The sequence below is a fragment of the Enterobacter cloacae complex sp. XAL002 genome, from assembly GCF_049236805.1.
Taxonomy (GTDB): domain Bacteria; phylum Pseudomonadota; class Gammaproteobacteria; order Enterobacterales; family Enterobacteriaceae; genus Enterobacter; species Enterobacter intestinihominis.
Genome location: NZ_JBMKJN010000008.1, coordinates 183,507 through 206,292, shown reverse-complemented (window position 1 = coordinate 206,292; position 22,786 = coordinate 183,507). Strand labels below are relative to the sequence as shown.

The window sequence follows — 22,786 nt, the reverse complement described above, 5'->3', positions numbered from 1 at the left end:
ATCAGGTTTGCCAGTACAGCGGCGTACCGAACCGCTCAATATAGTAGTCAATCACCGCCCTGACGTTCATGGGCGGATGACGCGCGTTCGGGTAAATCGCCGCAATCGTCAGTGGCTCCGTATTAATAGAACACTCCATTTCCGGCAGCAGTGCCACCAGCTCACCGCTTTTGAGCCGTTCGCTCACCATCCAGTCCGGGAATAGCACAACGCCCATGCCGCCCAGCGCCGCAATCAGGAGCGTTTCCGCGTTATTGGAAGTCATCAGCGGTACGATGGGATAGTGAACCCACGCCTCGCCCGACTGCCGGATCAGCCAGCGGTTAGGCCCGGACGAGCCGCGGTAAACCAGACAGTGGTGACGGCTGAGATCGTCCGGCCCCTCGGGCGCGCCATGTTTTTGCAGATAGTCCGGCGAGGCCGCCAGATGGTAGAACTGCTGACCGAACACCCGGGCGTGAAACGAGGAGTCCGTCAGCGCGCCGATGCGGAAGATAACGTCCGCGGCGTCGCGGTGCGGATCGATAAAATCGTCGGTGAGGGTCAGTTCAATGGAGAGACGAGGATAACGCGCCAGAAGCCCCGGCAGGCCCGGCGCGATGTGCCGTTGTCCGAAAAAGACCGGGCCATTGATACGCAGCGTGCCCGACGGCTCGCGGGCGCGTTCATCCAGCTCGCGTCGCGCATCCTCCAGATTTCCGGCCATCGCCCGGGCATAGCGCACAAAAAGATGCCCGCTCTCTGTGGGCATAATCGCCCGCGTGTTGCGGTAGAAAAGCTGTTGCCCGAGGGCGTCCTCAAGCTGGTGGATCACGCGGGAAACCTGCGACGCAGAAATCCCTTCCCGCCTCGCCACCACGGAAAAATTCTGCGTTTCATAAACGTCGATGAAGATCAGCAGCGCGCGAACGCTGATATGTCCGGCATCCATCATTAATGCATTTCCTGCACAGGTGTTTCCTGCATTATGGCATTTTTCTCAATTATGTTCAGACGTAATCTTCTCCGCCTGGAAAAAGGAGAAAAAGCGTTATGCACATTATTTTAATTTTACTGGTGATTGCCGGCGGCATGGGGCTGTCCGTGGAAGCCGGGCTGCTGGGGCCGCTGGGCGCGGAGGTGGGCGACCTGTGGGCGGCGTTCAGCATATTTAGCGTGGGAACCGGGCTGACGTTTCTGCTGATGCTGTTTTTCAGCCCCCGCAACAGTCCCTCATTTTTTGCGCAGCCGTCATGGCACCTGCTGGGCGGCGTGCTCGGCCCGGTCTACGTCATCATTCTCACCATTGCCACGCCAGCGATCGGTATTGCTATGACGATGATCGGCATTCTGGCAGGCCAGGTCTTTAAAAGCCTGATTATTGACCACTATGGCCTGCTGGGTACGCCGCACCGCAGGATCGATACAAAACGCATTATTGCGCTGGGATTTATCATCGCCGCGCTCATTCTCGTGGCGCAGGGGTAACGTTATGACAGTGATTATGATTATTCTGGCGGTGATTGGCGGCGCGACGCTGAGCATTCAGGCTGCCATTAACGGGCAATTAGGCAGCAGCGTGGGGGTATTCAAAAGCGCGTTTCTGACCTTTTCCGTCGGCGCGCTGGTAACCGCCCTGCTCATTTTCTTTTTTGAGCCGAAACAGGCGGTCAGCCTGATGGATGTGCCCAAGTGGCAGCTTCTGGGCGCCCTGTGCGGCGTCCCTTATATCGTGATTATGGTGCTCGCGGTGCAGCGTATCGGCACCGCCGTTGCCACGGTAGCGGTGATCCTGGGTCAGCTGGCCATGAGCATGCTGATTGATAACTTTGGCTGGCTGAACAATGAAGCCATTCCGTTTTCAGCGAGCCGTTTCGGGGCCGTGGTCTGCCTGAGTATCGCGCTCTTCTTCATCTACTCAAGCAGTAAACCTCAGCCCGAAGAGGATTAACCGCCCTCTTTGCGGGTAAAGAACAGCGTCACCGTGGCGACGGTGACGCCAAATTTCTTCATCTCGGTTTTATTGAATAGGCGGGTGCTGTCCTGCAAATACATCCAGTCATCAAAGTGCAGCAGCCAGGTTTTACCGTCCGCCTTCACGTTCATGCTGTAGCGCCAGTTAAGGGCGTTGCCCGAAACCTGACCTGTCGCGACACCTTCTATGTCACCCGCCGTGCCTTCGTAACGATCGTGGCCAATGCGGCGGATATGCCAGACGCGCTTTTGCTTCTCGCCGTCGTCATAGACAAAATGCTCGTTCAGCGTCAGCGTATCGCCGATGACATCTCCGGCGATCTCGACGTGAAAACGGCGGATCTGCTTACCGCTGCGGTCCTGCACCATCCCCCACGCCTCGGTTTTGCCCTGGAAGTAGTGGAAAATATCAAGCCTTGGCTGCTGCTGACGATACTCGGTCACTTCTGTGCTGCACCCGGCCACCAGCATTGTCAGTGTAAGCGCCATTAACAGGAATCGTTTCATTGTGGTCCTCCGATTAACTGCTGACGCAGTTCAGGATACTCGGTGCGGGGATCGAGCCAGATCGCCAGAAAGCGCGAGCTAAACGCTGCCGACTGGCGCGGCCCGAGGGGCGTAAATTTTTTCTGCAAAGCCGTGGGGCGATACCAGAATTGCCCCTGACCGTTATTAACCACAAACGCGAGCTGCGTGCCGGGCGTGACGTCGGGCCAGAGCGCTTTTAGCATCCGCAGCCAGGCTTCACTCTGCGGCTCCTGCTGCAAAATGCCCTGCGCCTGCCACTGGTCGCGGGTCGCCTCGACCAGGTCGTCGCCATCGATATCCCGGGCATAGGTGATAATCAGCGCGTTATCGCTGTCTGTTCCTGTATAGCTGCCGTCGGGCGTCAGCAGCTGAGAGGTATAAACGGTAAACGGCCCCCAGGTGAGGGTGGCATCGCCTACCTTGCGCCAGCTCAGCCAGTCAGTCGCCTGCGCGTTACAGGCCATAACGGTTAGCGCGAGCGCGAGTAACAGATGTCTCATTGTTGTCTCCCCATCAGCAGGTGGAAAAACAGCATCAGCACCAGCCAGCCCGGGATCATCCAGCTGACGACGATAAAAGTCGGCTCCAGGAACGTGATGGCCCCCAGACGCTCGCCAAACAGGTAGGCCAGCGGCCCGCCCAGGGTCGCCAGCGCCGTCAGCAGCCAGCCCGGCAAGGTGGTCGTGCGGGTCAGTTGCGTCCAGACGGTGGCAAACATCAGCCACAGCGCCACCATCCATAGCGGCATCAGAGACGTGCCAGTGAATGAAATCAGCCCCGTCAGCGCCCAGAGGGCGTCCAGCATCGCGCCCGACGCCGCCAGCACAAGGGCGTATACCCGGTGTGATGGCGGTAACAGCAGCCAGGCAATCAGCGCCAGCGCGATCCAGATGACCAGCCCCTGCTCGCGAAACAGCACCACCAGCGTCCAGTAGAGATCAAACCCGATGGCCAGCAGAAAGACCTGCCCGTAGCGCTTCATACGCGTTCCGCAGTCAGTTGCACCACGCTGATGGTGCGGGCGTTAAACCCGGCTTCACAGTAGCCGAGGTAGTACAGCCACATCCTACGGAAACGGTCATCAAATCCGAGCTTTTCAATCTCCTGCCAGGCGTGAACGAAGCGCTGACGCCAGTGCGCCAGCGTGCGGGCGTAGTCCGGCCCCATATCGAAGAGGTTACGCACGACAAAATCGGTATGGCGGGTCATCAGTTCATTCATGGCGGTGATGCTGGGCAAAAAGCCGCCGGGGAAGATGTAGCGCTGAATAAAATCGACGCTTTTGCTGTAGTCGCGATAGCGCTGATCCTGAATGGTGATGGCCTGAATCGCCATCCGCCCGCCCGGACGCAGACGCGCCTGGCAGGTGCGGAAAAACGTTGGCAGGTAGCGTTGGCCGACGGCTTCAATCATCTCAACCGACACCAGCTTATCGTACACTCCGGTCAGATCGCGGTAGTCACAGAGCAGCACCTCAACGCGATCCTGTAAACCTGCCCGCGCGATCCGCGCGGTTGCCCAGTGGTACTGCTCCTGCGATAGCGTGGTAGTTGTTACCCGGCAGCCATAATGACGGGCGGCATATTCCGCCATCGCCCCCCAGCCGGTACCAATCTCCAGCAGATGATCGTTTGCGGCGAGCGCCAGTTGGTCGCACAGCCTGGCCATTTTTGCCTGCTGAGCCGCTGCCAGATCCTGCTCTTCCCCGGTAAACAGCGCGCTGGAGTAAAGGAGTTGTTCATCAAGGAAATGGGCGTAAAAGGCGTTGCCCAAATCGTAATGGGCGGCAATATTTTCCCGTGCCTGCGCGCGGGAGTTGCGCCGCATCCAGTGCCGTAGCCGCTCTACCGGTTTCCCGAGCAGGCGAAACCCTTTTTCCAGTTGCCCGAGGATCTGGCTATTGCGCGCTATCAGCTCCAGCAGCGGCGTCAGGTGGGCCGTCTCCCAGTCGCCATCTATCCACGCTTGTGCCGCGGCGAGGCTGCCCCCGGTTAGAATGCGCCAGTAGACGCCCGGAGCGAGTACCTGCACCTCAGCGTGAAGCGCGGCGGAGGCGTCGCCGAACTGGAACGTCTGGGCGCCTTCACGCAGCGTCAGCGAGCCGCCGCGCAGCCCGTTCAGCAGGCGAAAAAGCAGCCATCGCGCGACGCGGACGTTGCGCGGGAAATCGGGTTCAAGCGCAAAGACGGGATCGGTCATGAGCGTTCACTCCTGCTTAGGGGATGGTTATGCAGCGGCACGCGCTTCAGCCACAGCCTGAGCGCCTGCCAGTAAATAGCGAGAACGGTTTTGAGGGTCATCAACGGGATCCGCGCCAGCAGCGACCGCAGCGCTGCGCGCGTCAGCGGCTCCCGGCGCAGCGTCAGAGTGGCGTCAAACACCTTCGTCTCCTGATGGTTTTCGATATGCATGCGCAGCGTGCTGGCCGGACTGTTGAAGCGCCAGTGGTAGACCATGTCCATCGGATTAAAGGGCGAGACGTGAAACGCTTTTTCCGTCGGTGGGGCGTCCCGCCCCGCTACCGCGTAGTAGTGTCGTTCATTCCACGGCGTGTTGCGGACTTCGGCGAGAACCCAGCGCAGGGTGTCTTCCCTGTCATAGCAGTAGTAAAAATTGACCGGGTTAAAATGAAAGCCGAAATAACGCAGTTGGGTTAGAAGCATGACCCGCCCCGCCGGGCGTTCGCCGGTCAGATTTTCCAGACGCTCAAGGACGCGCTCTTTGAGCGGCGTGCCCAGCGGGTAGTCCGCATCATAAAATGCCGCGGGCGCAACGCGGTTACGGCGCACACCGACGGAGGGCAGCGCGTCCAGCTCATCGAGATCGAGCCAGGCCATAAAGACGCTGTAGGTAAAGTGGTGCGCTTTTGGCGAAAGACGGCGATGGCGCAATGTGCCGTGGTAAAGGCAGCTGTTCATCTCAGTTGCCCTCCCCGGCCGCAATGGCGTTTACCACATCCAGCGCACTGCGTACCCCATCTTCGTGGAAGCCGTTGTACCAGTACGCGCCGCAGAACCAGCTCCGCTGGCGACCGTTTATTTCTCCGCGTCGGGCCTGGGCTTGCCAGCTTTGCGGGTTAAAAAGCGGATGCTCATAGACAAAGCGGCGCAGCACATAGCGTTCTTCCACCGGCGTTTCCGGGTTGAGGGTGACGCAAAACAGCGGGCTACCCGGCGGCAGTCCCTGCAAAATATTCATGTTATAGGTGACGCAGGCGCTGGCCCGATCCTGCTCGCTGAGGCGGTAGTTCCAGCTCGCCCACGCGCGCTTGCGCACCGGCAGCCAGCGCGGATCGCTGTGAAGCACCACCTCGTTACGCTGCCAGCCGATATCACCCAGCACCTCACGTTCAGCCTGCGTAGGGCTGGCGAGCATCGCCAGCGCCTGAGCGGAGTGGCAGGCGAAGATCACCTGATCAAAGTTGTCTGTTACGCCCTCACGCGTTATATCAACCCCGCGATCGTGGCGAATAATCTGCTGCACCGGCGCATTGAGGTGCAGCGTCAGGCGATCGCCTAGCTTGTCCAGCATCGCGCGAATGTACTCCCGGGAGCCACCCGGCACCACGTACCACTGCGGACGATGGGTAATGTCCAGCAGACCGTGGTTTTCAAAAAAGCGTAAAAAGAGCGGCAGCGGGAAGCGTTTCATCTCCTGTAGCGAGGATGACCAGATAGCCGCCCCCATTGGCAGAATGTAGTGACGCGCAAAAAAAGGCGTGAAGCGGTGCTGGTGCAGGAACGTCTCCAGCGTGGCGGACTCGCTGACGTCACCCCGGAGCGTCTGTCTCGCCAGCCGGTTAAAGCGCACGATCTCCTTCAGCAGCGTCCAGAAGGCAGGGTTTAACAGATTACGACGCTGGGCGAACAGCGACGTCAGCGTGTGGCCGTTGTACTCCAGCCCGCTCTGCGGGTTATGTACCGAAAAACTCATCTGCGTTTTTTGCCCGCTGATGCCCAGTTCGCTCAGCAGCCCCATGAAGCGCGGATAGGTGCGGTCGTTGTAGACAATAAAACCGGTGTCGATGGCAAAGTTGCCCTGCGGCGTGTCGACATCCACCGTTGCGGTATGCCCGCCCGGCGTAGCCTGCGCTTCAAACAGCGTGACCTGATGATGTCCGGCGAGCCGCCAGGCACAGGTTAACCCGGCGATACCGCTGCCGATAATCGCGATCTTCATGGTCGCACCATCCTGCGCAGCAGTGCGCGCTGAAGTATATCGGGCAGACCGGAGAGCAGGCGCAGCGCCAGGCTAAACCCGGCGGGAAACGCGATATGATCCTTCCCTTTTGCCAGACCGCGACGAATGGCATGGACGGCGTCCTCCACGCTGACCCGGCCCGGCATCGGGAAATCATTTTTTCGGGTCAGCGGCGTGTCGACAAAACCAGGTGAAACGACCGTGACGGCGATCCCTTTCGGCTCCCAGTCGAGGCGCAGCGTCTCAGCAAACCAGGTTAACGCCGCTTTAGAGGCGCCATAGGCTTCGGCTCGCGGGAAGTGAAGCCAGTGCGCCATCGAACTGACCAGCACCACGCGGTTGCCGGATATCAGCTGCGGCTGCAACGCCGCAAGGCAGTTTACCGGCCCCATGAAATTGGTGGTCATGACCCGCGCCACCAACGCGGCATCCACCTCGCCGCGATCGAGATACTCGCAGGTTCCGGCGCAAAGAATCACCGTGTCGGCAGCACAGTCCGCCAGCGCCTGGCGACAGGCGTCCCTGTCTGTCATATCGAACAGGCGCACCGTAATGTTGGGGCTGTGCTGATGCACGGCTGCCAGACGTTGCGCATCGCGCCCGCAGGCAATCACCCGGTAGCCATCGTCGGCAAAAGATTTCGCCAGCCCGGCCCCTATGCCCGAGCTTGCGCCGGTGATCAGAACCGTTTTCATGATTTCACTCTCCGCTTCACGCCGCGTACGGCCCAGCCGAGCACCGGAAGATGTTCGTAAATCATCTCTCCGGCATCGTAGTAATCCCGCTGGCGAACAATGCGATCGTCGCGCATGTCTACCACAGAGCAGCCCGGCAGCTGGCGCATTGCCCCCCGGGCAATACGCGGGTGCGACCAGTGCATCATCCAGGTAACAACAAAGCGATCGCCCTGCTGCAACGGTGCATCGACGGTAAAGCGGCACCGCTGGACGTTAGCCAGCAGGTGAGTGAAATAGCGCTGAATCGCGAACAACCCGCTGTGTTCGCCAAAGGGATCGATAAGCGTGGCATCGGCGCGATAAATCTTTGCCAGAGCCGAAGGTGGCTGGGTATCCAGCGTGGCGTAATAATCAACGAATCGACTGATGACGGACGGCAACGTGCTCATGGGTCACATCCTGGCTGTAAACAACGTAGCGAAATAGCATAATTAAAACTTACACAATTAGCGTTATTTGTCCAAGTTTGTGCAGATATATTTTTTATACCTCTTTTAATTCAGTACTTTAAAAACTTTCCCTGAGGTGCCAATTTGAGTCAAAAGCAGATTCTCACCGCCGTGCCGTTATTTTTTAGGGATAACCTTAAGGCAAAGGTGCCATTTATCTTCCAGACTTATCCTTTTAATTCATAAGGATGTCACGCGATGAAAAATTTACTGATGGCGCTCTTTTCCAGCCCGGAATCCTTGTTGCAGGTTATGAGTCACCAGGAAATTATCGAAGCCGTAGAGGATGGCGACCGCATCATCATCGATCAGGATGGAAACGCCTCGGTTAACTACAAAAGTAACGAGGTTCGGCAGGACTTTCTGCGCCATGTCAACGCGCTGAAGAGGGCCTGAAATGGGAACGGCAATATTCATGGTATTGATGGTATGCGGCTACTGGTACACCAGCCGCGATCTCTCAACCCGGTTCAAAATTAAGCGTTCATTCGGCTGGGATGTCTATTTCCTTGTGGCGCTGTATGGCTGCATTTTCGTTTTACAGGGCGTGATCGCCACCGACCTGCTCTGGCTGCTGTTGTTCGCCCTCTCCGCCGCCGACAACACGTTCCATTTCACGTCCGCAAAATACGCCGACTGGCAAATTGATTTTATGAACTGGAGCTTTTTAGGAATTCAGGCTCCGGTCGTGGTGATGCTGGCCTTTGCGATCCTGTTTTGTCTCTATCGTTCTAACTGGGCCGGCAGCGCGCGGCTGGACGGCGAAGGCCGGAAAAAGCTCTACAAGCGGCTGGCGCAATCGAGCGGGATTGAACAACTGCTCTATCAGTGCATGGAGGAAGGTGAACTTGCGCACGTCACGCTGAAGTCGCGGCGGATTTATATTGGCATGATCCATACCGCCACGCTGGAGTATGAAAAAACCGCCAATATCGTGCTTATCCCGATGCTGAGCGGCTACCGCGACGGGGAGAACATGCAGCTGTGTATTGAGCACAACTACAGCAAATGGTACGCCGAGCATGAGGTTACGCTCGACTCAGAGCCAAAAAGCGCTATGGATTTCCGTAAGGTGATCATGCTTGATCAGATCGAGAGTATTTCGCTGTTCGATCCGGCAAGTGCCAGCGCGCTGGCGATGCGTGAATAAAAAAATGGCGCCTTATTTCTAAGGCGCCAGGATTATGTGGATGAAACCTGAACTTATGGCGTTACGATATTGAACCAGAAGTCAAATTTGTCCATGTAGCTCAGCATCTCTTCCAGCTTCGCCCCGTTTCCACTCACCTTCACGTCACCTTTATCCATCGCCTGCTTCAGCGTCTCTTTCTTAAGGATGATGTTGTTCAGCGTGGTGCGGTCAAGCGCGATAGTTGCGTCGGCATCCTTCGCCTGCGCGTTGGCGGTATGGTTCAGCACGCCGTTTTCCAGCTCCAGCTTGTATTTTCCGCCATCCTTACCGAGATCGACATTGAAGACCGCCTTCGCGTTACCGGCCCGCACCCCGTTGATGTGCACACCCAGGTAGTCGAAGAACATTTCCGGGGTCATCGCTCGCACGGTATCCGGGCTGGCGGTGTTCGGCGTCGGCAGCTTCTTCACGCCATTACGCAGTTCTTGCGCGCCGGTCAGGTAGAAGTTACGCCAGGTGCCCGCTTCCGCCTGGTAACCTAACTGCTCAAGCGCGTCGGCTTCCAGATTACGGGCAGCCTGGTTGTTAGGATCGGCAAAGACCACTTTGCTGACCACCTGAGCAACCCAACGGTAATTACCCTGCTGATAATCCGCTTTGGCTTTCTGCATGATGGCATCAGCGCCGCCCATGTACTGCACGAACTTCTTCGCAGCCTGTTCAGGCGGCAGCTCGTCGAGGGTTGCCGGGTTGCCGTCGAACCAGCCGAGATAAAACACGTAAGTGGCTTTGACGTCGTGGCTAACGGAGCCGTAGTAACCGCGGCTTGCCCACTGTTTCTCGAGCGATTCCGGCAGCTTAAATTCTGCGGCGATCTCATCGCGAGTCAGGCCTTTGTTGGCCATACGCAGGGTCTGGTCGTTGATGTAGCGGTACATATCGCGCTGGCCTTTCATCAGCTTGACGATATTCTCGTTACCCCAGGTCGGCCAGTGGTGCTGCGCAATAATCACTTCCGCGTCCGCGCCCCAGCGCTCAATGGCGGCGTTAATGTACTTAGACCAGGCCAGCGGGTCGCGGATTTTCGCGCCGCGCAGGGAGTAGGTGTTGTGCAGAGTATGGGTCACGTCCTCTGCGGCCTCGATCATTTTCTTCTCTTTGACGTACCACAGCATCTCCGACGGAGCTTCTGAACCCGGCGCCATCATAAAGTCGTAGGTCAAACCGTCGATCACTTCTTCCTGACCGGTATGGGTAATGTAGTCGGTCGGCGGGATGAGGGTGACAGTACCCGCAGAGGTGGTGGTGCCAAGGCCTGCACCCACCTGGCCTTTTGCATCCGGCTTCAGCAGGTTGCCGTACATATAGCTCGCACGGCGGCTCATCGCGTTTCCGGCCATAATGTTTTCGGAAACCGCCTCTTTCATAAAGCCATCCGGCGCGTAGATTTTCACTTTGCCAGACTTGACGTCAGCTTCGTCAACCACGCCGCGCAGGCCGCCATAGTGGTCAACGTGGCTGTGGGTGATCACCACAGCCACGACCGGTTTCTTGCCGCGGTTTGCATAGTAGAGATCCAGCGCTTCTTTCGCCGGTTCAGCGCTTAACAGCGGGTCGATAACGGTAATGCCCTTCTCGCCCTCAATGATGGTCATGTTGGAGAGATCGAGATTACGGATCTGATACACGCCGTCGGTGACCTTAAACAGCCCGCCAATGTTGATCAACTGTGACTGACGCCACAGACTCGGGTTTACCGTATCCGGGGCTTTTTCACCCTCTTTGACGAAATCATATTTCGCCGGGTTCCAGATAACGTTCCCCTGCTCGCCTTTGATCATGTTTTGCGGCAGCGGGGCGATAAAGCCTTTATGGGCATTTTCAAAGTCGGTTTTATCGGCAAACGGTAATTTGTTATACAGGGCGTTATTAGCCTGCTGGGTTGTAGGAGTGGCATCCTGCGGCTGTACTTCCGCAAACGCGGAAAGCGACAGCGACGTCAACACACCGGCCAGCGCCAGATGTTTAGCGATTATCGTTAATTTCATTAAATGGCCTCATAGATTAATTGCGCCGCCAGCGATATTTAATTGTGGCGGATAATTTTAATGCGAACTCATTGAGGACCATTCTAACCAGAATACCTTGCCTTCATAGTCCCATATGGGACTGGTTATTTATCGATTCGTAATCCGTGGGCTATTGCTGCTATACTCGCTACCATAGCAGACGTTGCGGGGAGAGGCTTAGCGTGAATTTTCAGGATATCCATACCTATTATCAGCAACTCAATATTGGGCAATTTTTTCCGCAAATGCTTTGTGAAGGCGAGGTCTTAACCGTTGCCGCAAATAAAAAACTCACCGTTGAACCTGGCTATATTTATTTCTGTACTGAAGGGTCGCTGACGATATTAATGCCTGATGATGGGCTGAATATTGGCAATACTATTGAGTATATGCCGATCGGGTTAATGGAAAGGTATTGTCCACTGGCGAAGTATGAATATCGCAGCAGTGCCAGGGTGAAACTGGTGAGAATATCCTGGGCCGACTTCGACCAGTTTTTTTTCCAGGGTGGGCCTGAGCGCATGCAGGCGCTGGCCACCATACTGACCTATATGTCGATATTCACCATCGACCTGCATAACGAACGCAGGCAGGTCACCAGCTACCAGACCATTAAACCCATGCTCTATCGCTATCTTTATCGGCAGGAAACCCACACGGGAGAGAATGAGGGTCTGGCGCTGTTTATCATCAAGCGCACTAACCTGTCGCGAACGCATGTCTTTCGCGTGCTGGCGGATCTTAAAGCCGGGGGCTATATCACCATGAAGCGCGGAAAGCTGGTGTCGATAGACCGTCCGCTGCCGGAGGCGTATTAAATTACGCCCCTGAAGCGAATGCTTCAGGGGCTGGCTGATTAACGCACCAGGTGCAGGAAGTGCAGATGTTTTTCATACTGGTCCAGGATATCGTTAATTAACTGCTCCTGGTTCCAGCCCATCACATCGTAATTTTGCCCACCTTCCTTGAGGTAGATTTCTGCCCGATAGTACCGGTGCTGTTCTGCCTGATTCTCATCATTCTCCATGGCCGCTAGCGCGAAGGTCGGCGAGTTATAGCCACGCAGCCTGACTTCATAAATGAAATTCAGCTCATTGCCTAAATCCACCTCAAGGCGAATACGATCGTCCGACGCGTCGCTGATATGGCTCTGCGTTCCCTGCTTATTCAGTTCATCCTGCACCAGCACCATGGCCGGTTTGATCACCTCTTCCATAAAGCGTTTCACCAGGGAGCGTTTAGGTAAGTAGGCGATGTTACGCAGTCTGCGCTGCCACGGAATGGGGTTACGGGCCGCTGTCGGCGCGATCGTGGCCATACTCAGGCTCTCGCGTTTGGTCAAATCGCGTCGGAGCGCCTTCAGCAGGCCATAGATCGACACCAGCAGGATCATCGAGAACGGTAGCGCGCTGGCGATAGTCACGGTTTGCAGCGCACTCAGTCCGCCCGCGAGCAGCAGCGCGATAGCGACTACGCCCATCAGCGCGGCCCAGAAGATGCGCTGCCAGACGGGTGTATTGGCCTCGCCGCCGGACGCGAGGGTATCCACCACCATCGCCCCGGAGTCGGCTGAGGTTACAAAGAAGACAATAACCATCGCCATGGCGATAAATGACAGCACGGAAGAGAACGGGAAATGCTCAAGGAAATTAAACAGCGCCAGCGCCACGTCCTGCTGGACGGTATTCGCCAGATCGGACGCTCCCTTGTTCATGATGAGGTAAATGGCGCTATTGCCGAACACCGTCATCCACATCAGGGTAAAGCCCGCCGGGACAAACAGCACGCCAGTCACGAACTCGCGGATGGTTCTGCCGCGGGACACACGGGCAATGAACATCCCGACAAACGGCGACCAGGACAGCCACCAGCCCCAGTACAGCAGCGTCCAGCCTCCCAGCCAGTTGCTGGATTTCGGTTCATAAGCGTACAGGTTAAACGTCTTGCTCACCAGCTCGGACAGGTATCCGCCGGTATTTTCCACAAAGGATTTCAGCAGGAGTACGGTTGGCCCCAGGCACAACACCAGCACCAGCAGCAGTACCGCCAGCCCCAGATTGAGCTCTGATAAAATGCGAATGCCTTTATCCAGACCGGACACCACAGAAATGGTCGCCAGCCCGGTAATCAGGACGATAAGGATCACCTGCACGGTATCGTTGATGGGCACGCCAAAAAGGTGGTTCAGCCCGGCATTGACCTGTAAAACGCCGTAACCTAACGAGGTCGCCACGCCAAATACGGTGCCGATTACCGCGAAGATATCCACCGCATGACCTATCGGGCCGTAAATACGGTCCCCGATAATCGGATAAAGCGCCGAACGAAGCGTCAAAGGCAGGCCGTGGCGGTAGCTGAAGAACGCCAGAATCAACGCAACGATGGCGTAGATAGCCCAGGCGTGCAGCCCCCAGTGGAAGAATGTCAGCCGCATGGCCTCTTTGGCCGCAGCGACCGTTTCAGGTGTCCCCACCGGCGGGGAAAGGTAGTGCATGACCGGCTCCGCCACGCCGAAGAACATCAGGCCGATCCCCATCCCCGCCGAGAACAGCATGGCGAACCAGGAGTGGTAGCTGAAGTCAGGCTGGGAGTGGTCGGGCCCGAGTTTAATATCGCCGTAGCGGGACAAGCCGAGGAACGTCACACTCATTAAAATCAGCGCGACGGCAAGAATGTAAAACCAGCTGGCGTTGGTGAATATTTGCTGTTGCAGTAGCTTAAAGTTTTTATCGGCAACGTCAGGGAAAATCGCGGCAAAGGCGACAAGAAGGAAAATTAACAAAGCAGATGTGTAAAATACCGCTTTGTTAATCTGGCTTTTGGACTGCTTTGGGATAGTGTCGTTTTCACTCATATAGTGTCTTCCATAAACGCATTGACCGCTCTGAATGAGAGGCGTGATCTGCGTCAGGGTAACAAAATCCCTTTATGGATGCAGGTCTGAAACGTTCAATTATACACTATCCCCAAAGGGTATTTGTTGCGCGTTAACGCATCCCTATGCCATTGCATTATTTCGCAGGCAAGAAATGGTTAATTATCCCGGCCAGCCGACTTGGGCCGTAAGTTCTCATCGAATACCAGCCGTTTGCGGCCGGGCTCTTCTTCCCGCAGCGGCTCTACCTGATGCAGCGTCTGCTTACAGCGATCCACCAGCACCTGATACTCCCGCGTGCCCTGCTTTTTCCACTCTATTTCCTGCGCGCTTAGCTCACGAATCGCTTTCGCCGGACTGCCAAGAATTAAGTGATTCGCAGGCATTTCCGCTTTGGCCTTCACAAACGCCGCCGCCCCGACGATGCTGTTTTCGCCGATCGTCGCTCCGTCCATCACCACCGCATTCATCCCCACCAGCGCATTACGACGGATAATGCAGCCGTGCAGGATCGCGCTGTGACCGATATGCCCGTCCTCTTCCACCACCGTGTCCTGCTCCGGAAAACCGTGCATCACGCAGTTATCCTGAATGTTCGCGCCGTCTTTCACCACGATCCGGCCAAAATCACCGCGCAGGCTGGCGTTGGGGCCTACGTAAACACCTTTGCCGAGGATCACGTCGCCAATCAGCACCGCGGTCGGGTGAACATAGCTCTCTTCAGGCACGACCGGCGTCAGACCATCAATTTGATAAACAGGCATACCCTCTCCTTATGTGATATTCAGACCACCAAAACGCTGGTGATAAAGCGTGCCGGGCGCGGGCAGCTCGCCGACGGAGGTTTCCCCCTTCTCACTGACAAACGCCAGGGCTCCCGCTGCCACGCGCTGGTAGATGTTAATGCACAGCTGTCGCGCGCTCTGTCCCGCCCAGTGCGCCGGGAGTAACTCCTCCGGCAACAGCGGATCTTTCAGCACCACGCGACGATAAAAATGAATGAGTAACAGCTGGATCTGGAAGCAGCGTTCCGGGGTTAAATCCTCGGGCGACGCCTCTTTCAGCAGCGGCAGCAGCGGACGGAACGAGTTGATAAACGTTTCGTACATCGCGTTTTGTTCGTTCAGCTGCCAGCACTCTTCCACGCGGGATCGTAACGCCGCGCGTGACAAAGCCAGCGGCGAATGAGCTTCAAAGAAAATGACGTTTTCCGCCACGCCCGCGTCATGCAACAGCGACTGCACGTCCGCGAGGTTCTGCGACGGCGAGGCCATCAGGCTCGGCGCCAGCGTGCCGAACCCTTGCCAGATGAGCTGTTTTTTCACGTCCGCGAGCGTGGTTTTATCCAGCCCCTCGGAAAGCAGCAGCAGCCATTTACCATCCCACGCCGGCAGTTCTGCACGGTAGATTTTATTTTCCGCGCGTCGGGTCAAACGCAGCCCCTTGTCGCTGAGACGGTAAAAGCTGCGGCGGCCAATGCGGGACACGTCCAGCCAGCCCTCTTTGTTGAGGCGAAACAGCGCGGTGCGCACAAAGCGCTCCCCGAATCCCATCCCTTCCAGCAGGGCCGCCAGGCTGCCGAGCCAGATCTCTCCGCCGCGATGGGAAAGCGCGTCGCCATACAGCGAGGAGATAAGCGACGTTCCGCTGACGGGAACAGAGCTGACTGCGTGCTGGATAAAGGCATCAAGTTTATTCATGTGATTCATTCTGTTGTTATTTTTTTCCTGGATGAATCATAGCATAGGAATTTGGGGTTTCCCCCTCACCCCAGCCCTCTCCCTCAAGGGAGAGGGGGCCGTCGATGCAGACATTATTTTGTGTAGATCCCTCATCCGTTAGCCGCAACCTTACGCAAATCAAACACCCGGCAGGCTTTACCCTCGGATCGCGGTATGCTGCCGCAGTTAACGATCATCACATCGGTTGAAATCCCCACCATCGATTTAATCCGATGACGCAGCTGATGGCAGACCTGACAACGCTGTTCATGCGTCAGCGTTAAGCTACTCTGTTTCAGCTCGACCTTCACCGAAAGTGAATCAAGATGCCCGCGGCGGTTCACCTCCAGCTGATAGTGCGGCGAAAGATGTTCGAACTTGACGATCTCCTCTTCAAGCTGTGACGGGAAGACGTTAACGCCGCGAATGATGAGCATGTCGTCGCTACGCCCGCTGATGCGATCCATCCGGCGCATGGTGCGTGCGGTACCCGGCAGCAGGCGCGTCAGGTCGCGGGTGCGGTAGCGGATCACCGGCAGCGCCTCTTTGGTCAGCGTGGTGAACAGCAGTTCGCCCTGCTCGCCGTCGGCCAGCGGCGTGCCGTCATTCGGGTTGACGATCTCCGGGAAGAAGTGATCTTCCCAGATGGTCGGACCGTCAGCGGTTTCAAGACACTCCATCGCCACGCCCGGCCCCATCACCTCGGAGAGACCATAGATATCCAGCGCGGTAATGCCCAGCCGTTTCTCGATTTCGCGGCGCATCGCCTGCGTCCACGGCTCGGCGCCAAACACGCCGACGCGCAGGGAACAGGCGCTGGCATCACCGCCCATCTGACGCTCCAGCTCTTCGATCAGGTTCAGGCAGTAAGAGGGCGTCACCATGATCATATCCGGCTGGAAATCGCGGATCAGCTGCGCCTGCTTCTCCGTCTGGCCGCCGGACATCGGGATCACCGTCGCCCCCAGACGCTCTGCACCGTAGTGCGCCCCCAGCCCGCCGGTGAAGAGCCCGTAACCGTAGGCGACGTGAATTTTATCCTTCGCGCTGCCCCCGGCGGCGCGCAGGGAACGGGCGACGATATTGGCCCAGTTGTCGATATCATTCTGGGTATACCCCACCACGGTCGGCTTTCCGGTGGTGCCCGACGAGGCGTGAATACGCACCACCTGCTCCATCGGCACCGCAAAGGTATCGAACGGGTAGTTGTCGCGCAGATCCTGCTTGGTGGTGCACGGGAATTTTTGCAGGTCCGCCAGCTCGTTGAAATCGTCAGGGTGAACGCCCGCGGCATCAAACTTGCGTTTGTACATCGGAACGTTGTTGTAGGCGTGGTTCAGCGTCCACTTCAGACGCGCGGTCTGCAACGCCTGCAATTCATCAATGGACGCGGTTTCGATCGGATCAAGCTTTGTTGTATTTATCATCGCAGGGTACTCACATTATTGTTCGCTCAAACACGCTCAAGGATCATGGCAATGCCCTGACCCACACCGATGCACATCGTACACAGCGCGTAGCGCCCGCCGCGTCGGTGCAATTCATTGCTCGCGGCCAGCGCCAGTCTGGCACCGCTCATTCCCAGCGGATGACCTAGCGCGATCGCTCCGCCGTTCGGGTTGACATGCTCCGCGTCATCCGGCAAGCCCAGCTGACGCAGCACCCCCAGCGCCTGTGCGGCGAAGGCTTCGTTAAGCTCAATGACGTCCATATCGGTGATACTGAGTCCGGCACGTTCCAGCACCTTACGGGTGGCGGGAACCGGGCCTAATCCCATCAGACGCGGCTCGACGCCCGCGGTCGACATGGCCATAATACGGGTACGCGGGGTTAACCCCTGGGCAAGCGCCATCGGCTCGCTGGCGATAATCAGCGCCGCCGCCCCGTCGTTGACGCCAGAGGCGTTCCCCGCCGTCACCACACCGTTCTTGCGAAACGGGGCTTTCAGCGCGGCAAGCTGTTCAAGGGTGGTTTCGGCGCGCGGATGCTCGTCTACGCTCACTTCCGTTACCGCGCCTTTTTTCCCCGTTACCTGTACCGGGATTATCTCCTGCGCCAGAACGCCATTCTGCTGCGCCAGCGCGGTGCGCTGCTGGCTGCGCAAGGCAAATGCGTCCTGATCGGCACGGCTTATATTTAACAATTCCGCTACATTCTCTGCCGTTTCCGGCATGCTGTCAGTTCCGTATTGCTGATGCATGAGCGGATTCACAAATCGCCAGCCGATGGTGGTATCGAAGATCTCCGCCTGACGCTGAAACGCCGCGGTGGCTTTACCCATCACGAACGGCGCACGGGACATGGATTCGACGCCACCGGCGATCAGCAGATCGCCATCCCCGGCCTTAATGGCGCGCGCCGCAAAGCCAAGGGCATCCAGACCGGAGCCGCACAGGCGGTTAATGGTGGTACCGGAAACGGTCTGCGGCAGCCCGGCCAGCAGCGACGACATGCGCGCCACGTTGCGGTTATCCTCTCCGGCCTGATTTGCGCAGCCGAAGATCACGTCATCTATGCGCTCCAGATCGAGCTGCGGGTAACGCGCCAGCAGCGCACGCAGCGGAACGGCCCCTAAGTCATCGGCACGCAGGCTGGATAATCCTCCACCGTAGCGACCGACCGGGGTACGCACACCCTCACAAATAAATGCGTTACGCATCAGGCTTCTCCTGTCACACTGCCGCCGGTGCGGTGGGATTTCCCGCGAAAAAGAGCGACGGTTTTCTGTTGTTGATTCTGAATTTCGATGTCGTAGACGCCGGTCAGTTTGCCCTGATGCTTCACCCGCGCGGTAGCGGTCAGCTTATCGCCAGCAAAGCCCGGACGCAGAAAATCGATGGCGCAGCCTGAGGCCACCGCCGCCAGCCCCTGACTGTTGCAGGCGTAGGCAAAGGCGGTATCGGCCAGCGAGAATAGCTGTCCGCCGTGGCAGGTTTTATGCCCGTTAAGCATCTGCGGGGTGATGGTCATGGTCACCACCGCGTAGCCCTCGCCCATCTCGATAATGTCCATCCCCATCGCCTGCGCGCAGGCGTCCCGTTCGTACATCGCGCGGGCGTTATGCCAGGCGTTATGACTCATAACTACTCTCCAGAAGCGCACGCTGGCGCAGCAGTGAACAGGGGCGATAACGTTCCTCGCCGTAGTGACGTTGCAGGTTCTCCAGCAGCGTTAACAGACGCTGCCAGCCAAGGCGCTCGCCCCAGGCGATGGGGCCGCAGGGATAGTTGACCCCTAAGCGCATGGCGGTATCGATGTCTTGCTCACTGGCGACCCCTTTTTGCAGGGCATCCAGCGCTTCGTTGGCAATCATCGCCACCGTGCGCCAGATCAGCAGGCCGGGGTAATCCGCAATCTGGACCACCCGTTTCTCCTGGTGCTGCAACCAGTAAATGGCTTTCTGCGTGGCGGCGTGCGGGTTGCCGGGCGCGGCGGCTATAACGGCCACATCCCGCTCGATGCGGTCGACCACCACCACCGGACAGCCGTGGCGCAGCGCCAGCGACTGCGCGGTTTCACCCTGCGTTTCGATCAGCAACAGATCGTCAATTTCCGTGACACCGTCACTTCTTCGCTGTGCGCGCATCGGGCTGAAGCTGTGGCTGACCGGGGCGAGCCAGCTGACGGCGGGTTTGTCCTCCTGCCAGCGGTAAACGCCCTGCCCGCTTTTCTTACCCAGACGCCCCGCCAGCACCAGCTCCTGCTGCACCAGCGAAGGCAAAAAACGACGCTCCTGCCAGAAGGCGTTAAATACGGAGCAGGTCACGGCAAAGTTGACGTCCTGACCAATCATGTCCGTCAGCTCAAGCGGCCCCATCGGGAAACCCCCGCCGTCTCGCAGGGCGGCGTCGATCACCTCGGGCGCTGCCACCTGCTCTTCCAGCGCGCGCCAGGCTTCCGAGTAGAAAGGACGCGCTACGCGGTTGACGATAAACCCCGGCGTGGACTGGCAGCGTACCGGCTGCTTTCCCCAGCTCAGCGCCAGCTCGCACAGCGCATCGGCCACTTCGGGTGAGGTCGCCAGCCCGCTGACCACCTCCACCAGCTTCATCACCGGGGCAGGATTGAAGAAGTGCAGCCCGGCGACGCGTTCAGGGTGGTTTATCTCCGCCGCAATCGCGGTAACGGAAATAGACGAGGTATTGCTGGCGAGTAGCGTCTGCGGCGGGCAAACCTCTGCCAGCTGGGTAAACAGCGCCTTTTTCACGTCAAGCCGCTCGGAGGCCGCCTCGATCACCAGATCGGCTTTCGCCAGAGCACTGATATTCGTCACCGGCGTCAGGCGGGCGAGGATCTGTTCCCCGGCGTCGGCAGAGAGTTTTCCGCGCGCAACGCGAGAGGACAGCCGCTGGCGAATGCCGTCGACGGCGCGGGAAATCGCCGCAGCGTCAATGTCGTACACCAGAACCGGATGACCGTGGCTGGCTGCCACTTCGGCAATCCCGGCGCCCATGGTGCCGCTGCCAATGACGGCGACCGTATGGATATTCACCATCTTATTTCCCCGTAAAGTTCGGCGCGCGTTTTGCCAGGAACGCGCTGACGCCTTCCCGGTAGTCGTCGCTGCGTCCGGCCAGACGTTGATAGTCGCGCTCCAGATCAAGCTGGGCGTCGAGGGTGTTGGTTTCGGCGGCGTTGATTGCCTGCTTGATCAAGCCCAGGCCATAGGTCGGCTGCGAGGCAAAATGCAGCGCCATCTGCTGTGCGGTGGCGGAGAGCTGCTCGTCGTCCACCACCTGCCAGATCATTCCCCAGGCCTGTGCCTGCTCGGCGCTGAGCTTGTCGCCCAGCAATGCCAGCCCCATGGCGCGGGCGCGTCCGGTCACGCGCGGCAGCAGCCAGGTTCCGCCGCAGTCCGGTACCAGCCCGAGCTTGCTGAAGGCCATCACAAAGCTGGCTGAACGGGCCGCAATCACCATGTCACAGCCGAGGGCCAGCGTGGCACCTGCCCCCGCCGCCACGCCGTTAACCGCGCAAATCACCGGCTTCGGCAGTTTTGCCAGGCGGCGCACCAGCGGGTTGTAAAAAGTCTCAACGGACATGCCCAGATCCGGCGCGGGGCCGGTCGGGTCCACGTTACGGTCGTTGAGATCCTGCCCGGCGCAGAAACCGCGTCCTGCCCCGGTGATCAGCAGGCAGCGGATAGCGTCATCGCGCTCGGCCTGCTTCAGGCATTCGGAAAGCTGCTGGTGCATGACGTCGTTAAAGCTGTTCAGGCGCTCCGGGCGGTTCAGCGTAATGGTCATTACGCCCTGCTCAACATGGCTCAGAATAAATTCCACAATTAGCGTCCTTTAAAGTCTGGGGTGCGTTTTTGTAAAAAGGCGTTGATACCTTCCCGGCGATCGTCTGTGGCCGCGAGCAGCGCAAACAGCTGACGCTCCTGCGCCAGCCCGGCCTGAAGCGGCACTTCCTGCGACTGGCGAAGCGCCTGCTTCGCCGCCTGTAACGCCAGCGGCGAGTGGCGCGCCATCAGCCCCGCCTGCTTCAGGGCGTACTCCAGCGTCAGCGAGGCCGGGTAGACGTCGCTGACCAGCCCGGCGCTGTGCGCCTGAACCGCCGTGATGCTTTCGCCCGTCAGCACCATTTTGTTGGCCAGCGATTTGCCCACGCTACGGATTAGCCGCTGTGTGCCGCCTGCGCCCGGCATGATCCCGAGGGTGATTTCCGGCAGGCCAAAGCGGGCGTTATCACCGGCAATCACCACGTCGCAGAGCAGCGCCAGCTCACAGCCTGCCCCCAGCGCGTAGCCGTTCACGGCGGCAATCAGCGGTTTGGTGAAGGCGTTTATCCGCGCCCACAGCTGCGGGCGGATATCGTTCAGTGTGGCGGGCAGGTCTTTCTCCGCCATTTCGTTGAGATCGGCCCCGGCGGCAAAGCAGCGTTCGTTGCCGTAAATCACACAGACGGCGATCTCCGCATCCGCGGCGGCGGCTTCAAGCTGCTCCGCGATTTGCGTGAGCAGCGCATTGTTGAGCGCGTTGCGCGCCGCCGGACGGTGAAGCGTCAGCTGCAACACGCGGCCATGACGGGTGACAATCAGTTCGCTCATGCCATCCCCTTCGCATCAAAATCGACGATAACGTCAGCGGTTAACGGCAGCGCCTGACAGCTCAGCACATAGCCTGCGGCCAGCTCGTCCGGCTCCAGGCTGTAGTTGGTCGCCATGTCCACCTTCCCGCGAAGCACTTTGCATTTGCAGGTGGCGCACACGCCGCCCTTGCAGGCGTAAGGCAGATCCGCCCCCTGACGCAGGGCCGCGTCAAGAATGCTCTCGTCGTCCGCCGTCAGGGTGATCTCCCTGTCGCGCCCGTCCTGACGGACGGTGACCTTCTGCCCGTCGGCCTGCACGCTGACTGTCCGTTTAACGGGGGTTCCCGGCGTGTTAAAGCGTTCAAAATGGATCGCTTTTTCCGGCATACCCAGCGCTTTCAGCGCCGCCTCAGCCTCGTCCATCATCGCCGACGGGCCGCAGATGAAGGCTTCATCGTACTGGCGGAAATTCACCAGCGTTTTTGCCAGCGCATGGAGCTTTTCCCCGTCAATACGGCCATGGAGCAGATCGCTGTCGAGCGTCTCCTGGCTGAAGATAGAGATCAGCTGCAAACGCTGCGGGTATTTATCTTTCAGGTCCGCCAGCGCCCGGCGGAACATCATGCTCTGGCTGCTGCGGTTACCGTAAATCAGGGTGAAGTGGCTGTGGGCTTCAGTGGCCAGCGTAGCGGACATAATCGCCAGCATCGGGGTGATCCCGGACCCGGCGGCAATCGCCAGATAGTGGCCTTCGCGTTCGGCCTGCGGCTGGTAGCCAAAATGCCCCTGGGGCACCATCACCTCCAGTGCCATGCCAGGTTTGATCTCGTCCCGGGCATAGCGGGAAAAACGTCCGCCCTCGATGGCTTTGACCGCCACGCTGATCTCACCGCACGCGGTGCTCCGGCAGATGGAGTAGCAGCGGCGCAGTTCATCCCCGCCAGGACTGGCTTTCAGGGTCAAATGCTGACCGGGACGGAAGCGGTACGCCTCCTGTAACGCCTGCGGCACCGCGAAGGTAATGGTCACCGCGTCGCGGGTTTCGGGTTCCACTTTTGCCACTGTTAATGAATGAAACGTTGTCATGGC

At 58.4% G+C, this 22,786-nt stretch carries 25 protein-coding genes; 5 read left to right on the top strand and 20 right to left on the bottom strand.

Going from position 1 to position 22,786, the window contains the following annotated elements:
* Position 1: 1 nt before the first annotated feature.
* Positions 2–934 (bottom strand): LysR family transcriptional regulator, encoded by a 933-nt coding sequence (locus ACOT0L_RS10420; protein WP_126503743.1) that lies wholly within the window; start codon positions 932–934, stop codon positions 2–4.
* Between the two features lie 98 nt (positions 935–1,032).
* Here ACOT0L_RS10420 and ACOT0L_RS10415 point away from each other — a divergent pair, with 98 nt between their 5' ends.
* Both ACOT0L_RS10415 and ACOT0L_RS10410 read left to right on the top strand, forming a co-directional pair.
* Positions 1,033–1,467, top strand: coding sequence for a DMT family transporter (locus ACOT0L_RS10415; RefSeq protein WP_003857304.1), 435 nt, complete (start codon positions 1,033–1,035; stop codon positions 1,465–1,467).
* Between the two features lie 4 nt (positions 1,468–1,471).
* The gene (locus ACOT0L_RS10410; protein WP_022648044.1) at positions 1,472–1,930 is read left to right on the top strand and encodes a DMT family transporter; all 459 of its coding nucleotides are present in this window, start codon (positions 1,472–1,474) and stop codon (positions 1,928–1,930) included.
* Here ACOT0L_RS10410 and ACOT0L_RS10405 read toward each other — a convergent pair.
* From ACOT0L_RS10405 to ACOT0L_RS10370, 8 genes are read right to left on the bottom strand one after another with little or no spacing between them, the layout of a single operon-like run.
* Positions 1,927–2,460: a DUF3833 domain-containing protein gene (locus ACOT0L_RS10405; RefSeq protein WP_023300045.1), complete on the bottom strand. Its 534-nt coding sequence runs from the start codon at positions 2,458–2,460 to the stop codon at positions 1,927–1,929. The two genes, ACOT0L_RS10410 and ACOT0L_RS10405, sit on opposite strands and share 4 nt — an antisense overlap.
* Positions 2,457–2,981, bottom strand: coding sequence for a hypothetical protein (locus ACOT0L_RS10400; RefSeq protein WP_048965995.1), 525 nt, complete (start codon positions 2,979–2,981; stop codon positions 2,457–2,459). The genes ACOT0L_RS10405 and ACOT0L_RS10400 overlap by 4 nt, the downstream gene beginning before the upstream one ends.
* Positions 2,978–3,463: a DUF2878 domain-containing protein gene (locus ACOT0L_RS10395; protein WP_023300043.1), complete on the bottom strand. Its 486-nt coding sequence runs from the start codon at positions 3,461–3,463 to the stop codon at positions 2,978–2,980. The genes ACOT0L_RS10400 and ACOT0L_RS10395 overlap by 4 nt, the downstream gene beginning before the upstream one ends.
* Positions 3,460–4,680, bottom strand: a complete 1,221-nt coding sequence (locus ACOT0L_RS10390; RefSeq protein ID WP_126503741.1) for an SAM-dependent methyltransferase — start codon at positions 4,678–4,680, stop codon at positions 3,460–3,462. Before ACOT0L_RS10390 ends, ACOT0L_RS10395 begins: the two co-directional genes overlap by 4 nt.
* On the bottom strand, positions 4,677–5,399 hold the full coding sequence (locus ACOT0L_RS10385; protein WP_022648039.1) for a DUF1365 domain-containing protein: 723 nt from the start codon (positions 5,397–5,399) through the stop codon (positions 4,677–4,679). The genes ACOT0L_RS10390 and ACOT0L_RS10385 overlap by 4 nt, the downstream gene beginning before the upstream one ends.
* A 1-nt stretch (position 5,400) precedes the next feature.
* On the bottom strand, positions 5,401–6,660 hold the full coding sequence (locus ACOT0L_RS10380) for an NAD(P)/FAD-dependent oxidoreductase (RefSeq protein ID WP_063841502.1): 1,260 nt from the start codon (positions 6,658–6,660) through the stop codon (positions 5,401–5,403).
* Positions 6,657–7,376, bottom strand: coding sequence for an SDR family NAD(P)-dependent oxidoreductase (locus tag ACOT0L_RS10375; protein ID WP_048965991.1), 720 nt, complete (start codon positions 7,374–7,376; stop codon positions 6,657–6,659). Before ACOT0L_RS10375 ends, ACOT0L_RS10380 begins: the two co-directional genes overlap by 4 nt.
* Positions 7,373–7,807: a nuclear transport factor 2 family protein gene (locus tag ACOT0L_RS10370; protein ID WP_022648036.1), complete on the bottom strand. Its 435-nt coding sequence runs from the start codon at positions 7,805–7,807 to the stop codon at positions 7,373–7,375. The genes ACOT0L_RS10375 and ACOT0L_RS10370 overlap by 4 nt, the downstream gene beginning before the upstream one ends.
* 258 nt (positions 7,808–8,065) lie before the next feature.
* On the opposite strand from ACOT0L_RS10370, the gene ACOT0L_RS10365 reads away from it, so the two are divergent.
* Together ACOT0L_RS10365 and ACOT0L_RS10360 are read left to right on the top strand one after the other, a co-directional pair.
* Positions 8,066–8,263, top strand: a complete 198-nt coding sequence (locus tag ACOT0L_RS10365) for a hypothetical protein (RefSeq protein ID WP_022648035.1) — start codon at positions 8,066–8,068, stop codon at positions 8,261–8,263.
* Between the two features lies 1 nt (position 8,264).
* The gene (locus ACOT0L_RS10360) at positions 8,265–9,017 is read left to right on the top strand and encodes a hypothetical protein (RefSeq protein WP_421637257.1); all 753 of its coding nucleotides are present in this window, start codon (positions 8,265–8,267) and stop codon (positions 9,015–9,017) included.
* A 53-nt stretch (positions 9,018–9,070) separates the two neighbouring features.
* Here the strand turns inward: ACOT0L_RS10360 and ACOT0L_RS10355 are convergent, their stop codons facing one another.
* Positions 9,071–11,047: an alkyl/aryl-sulfatase gene (locus ACOT0L_RS10355; protein ID WP_022648033.1), complete on the bottom strand. Its 1,977-nt coding sequence runs from the start codon at positions 11,045–11,047 to the stop codon at positions 9,071–9,073.
* A gap of 203 nt (positions 11,048–11,250) precedes the next feature.
* Here ACOT0L_RS10355 and ACOT0L_RS10350 point away from each other — a divergent pair, with 203 nt between their 5' ends.
* Positions 11,251–11,886, top strand: a complete 636-nt coding sequence (locus ACOT0L_RS10350; RefSeq protein ID WP_022648032.1) for a helix-turn-helix domain-containing protein — start codon at positions 11,251–11,253, stop codon at positions 11,884–11,886.
* A 38-nt stretch (positions 11,887–11,924) separates the two neighbouring features.
* Here the strand turns inward: ACOT0L_RS10350 and ACOT0L_RS10345 are convergent, their stop codons facing one another.
* The 10 genes from ACOT0L_RS10345 to paaE all read right to left on the bottom strand — a co-directional run bounded on the left by ACOT0L_RS10345 (position 11,925) and on the right by paaE (position 22,783).
* Entirely contained in the window at positions 11,925–13,922 is a 1,998-nt protein-coding gene (locus ACOT0L_RS10345) for a BCCT family transporter (protein ID WP_023306141.1), read from the bottom strand.
* A gap of 179 nt (positions 13,923–14,101) precedes the next feature.
* Complete coding sequence (paaY, locus tag ACOT0L_RS10340) at positions 14,102–14,707, bottom strand: phenylacetic acid degradation protein PaaY (protein ID WP_023300036.1); 606 nt, start codon at positions 14,705–14,707, stop codon at positions 14,102–14,104.
* Between the two features lie 9 nt (positions 14,708–14,716).
* On the bottom strand, positions 14,717–15,652 hold the full coding sequence (gene paaX / locus ACOT0L_RS10335) for a phenylacetic acid degradation operon negative regulatory protein PaaX (protein WP_126503739.1): 936 nt from the start codon (positions 15,650–15,652) through the stop codon (positions 14,717–14,719).
* Positions 15,653–15,774: 122 nt separating this feature from the next.
* Positions 15,775–17,091 carry a phenylacetate--CoA ligase PaaK gene (gene paaK, locus ACOT0L_RS10330; RefSeq protein WP_023306139.1) on the bottom strand — a complete coding sequence of 439 codons (1,317 nt, stop codon included), beginning with the start codon at positions 17,089–17,091 and terminating at the stop codon, positions 15,775–15,777.
* A gap of 26 nt (positions 17,092–17,117) precedes the next feature.
* Positions 17,118–18,323, bottom strand: a complete 1,206-nt coding sequence (gene pcaF, locus ACOT0L_RS10325) for a 3-oxoadipyl-CoA thiolase (protein WP_126503737.1) — start codon at positions 18,321–18,323, stop codon at positions 17,118–17,120.
* Complete coding sequence (gene paaI, locus ACOT0L_RS10320; RefSeq protein ID WP_023300032.1) at positions 18,323–18,745, bottom strand: hydroxyphenylacetyl-CoA thioesterase PaaI; 423 nt, start codon at positions 18,743–18,745, stop codon at positions 18,323–18,325. The genes pcaF and paaI overlap by 1 nt, the downstream gene beginning before the upstream one ends.
* Complete coding sequence (gene paaH, locus ACOT0L_RS10315) at positions 18,735–20,159, bottom strand: 3-hydroxyacyl-CoA dehydrogenase PaaH (RefSeq protein WP_045309008.1); 1,425 nt, start codon at positions 20,157–20,159, stop codon at positions 18,735–18,737. The genes paaI and paaH overlap by 11 nt, the downstream gene beginning before the upstream one ends.
* 1 nt (position 20,160) lies before the next feature.
* A complete protein-coding gene (paaG, locus tag ACOT0L_RS10310) occupies positions 20,161–20,949 on the bottom strand; it encodes a 2-(1,2-epoxy-1,2-dihydrophenyl)acetyl-CoA isomerase PaaG (protein ID WP_108367520.1) in 789 nt (262 codons plus the stop codon).
* A complete protein-coding gene (gene paaF, locus ACOT0L_RS10305; RefSeq protein WP_126503735.1) occupies positions 20,949–21,716 on the bottom strand; it encodes a 2,3-dehydroadipyl-CoA hydratase PaaF in 768 nt (255 codons plus the stop codon). The genes paaG and paaF overlap by 1 nt, the downstream gene beginning before the upstream one ends.
* Positions 21,713–22,783 carry a 1,2-phenylacetyl-CoA epoxidase subunit PaaE gene (gene paaE / locus ACOT0L_RS10300; RefSeq protein ID WP_126503732.1) on the bottom strand — a complete coding sequence of 357 codons (1,071 nt, stop codon included), beginning with the start codon at positions 22,781–22,783 and terminating at the stop codon, positions 21,713–21,715. Before paaE ends, paaF begins: the two co-directional genes overlap by 4 nt.
* Between the last annotated feature and the right edge of the window lie 3 nt (positions 22,784–22,786).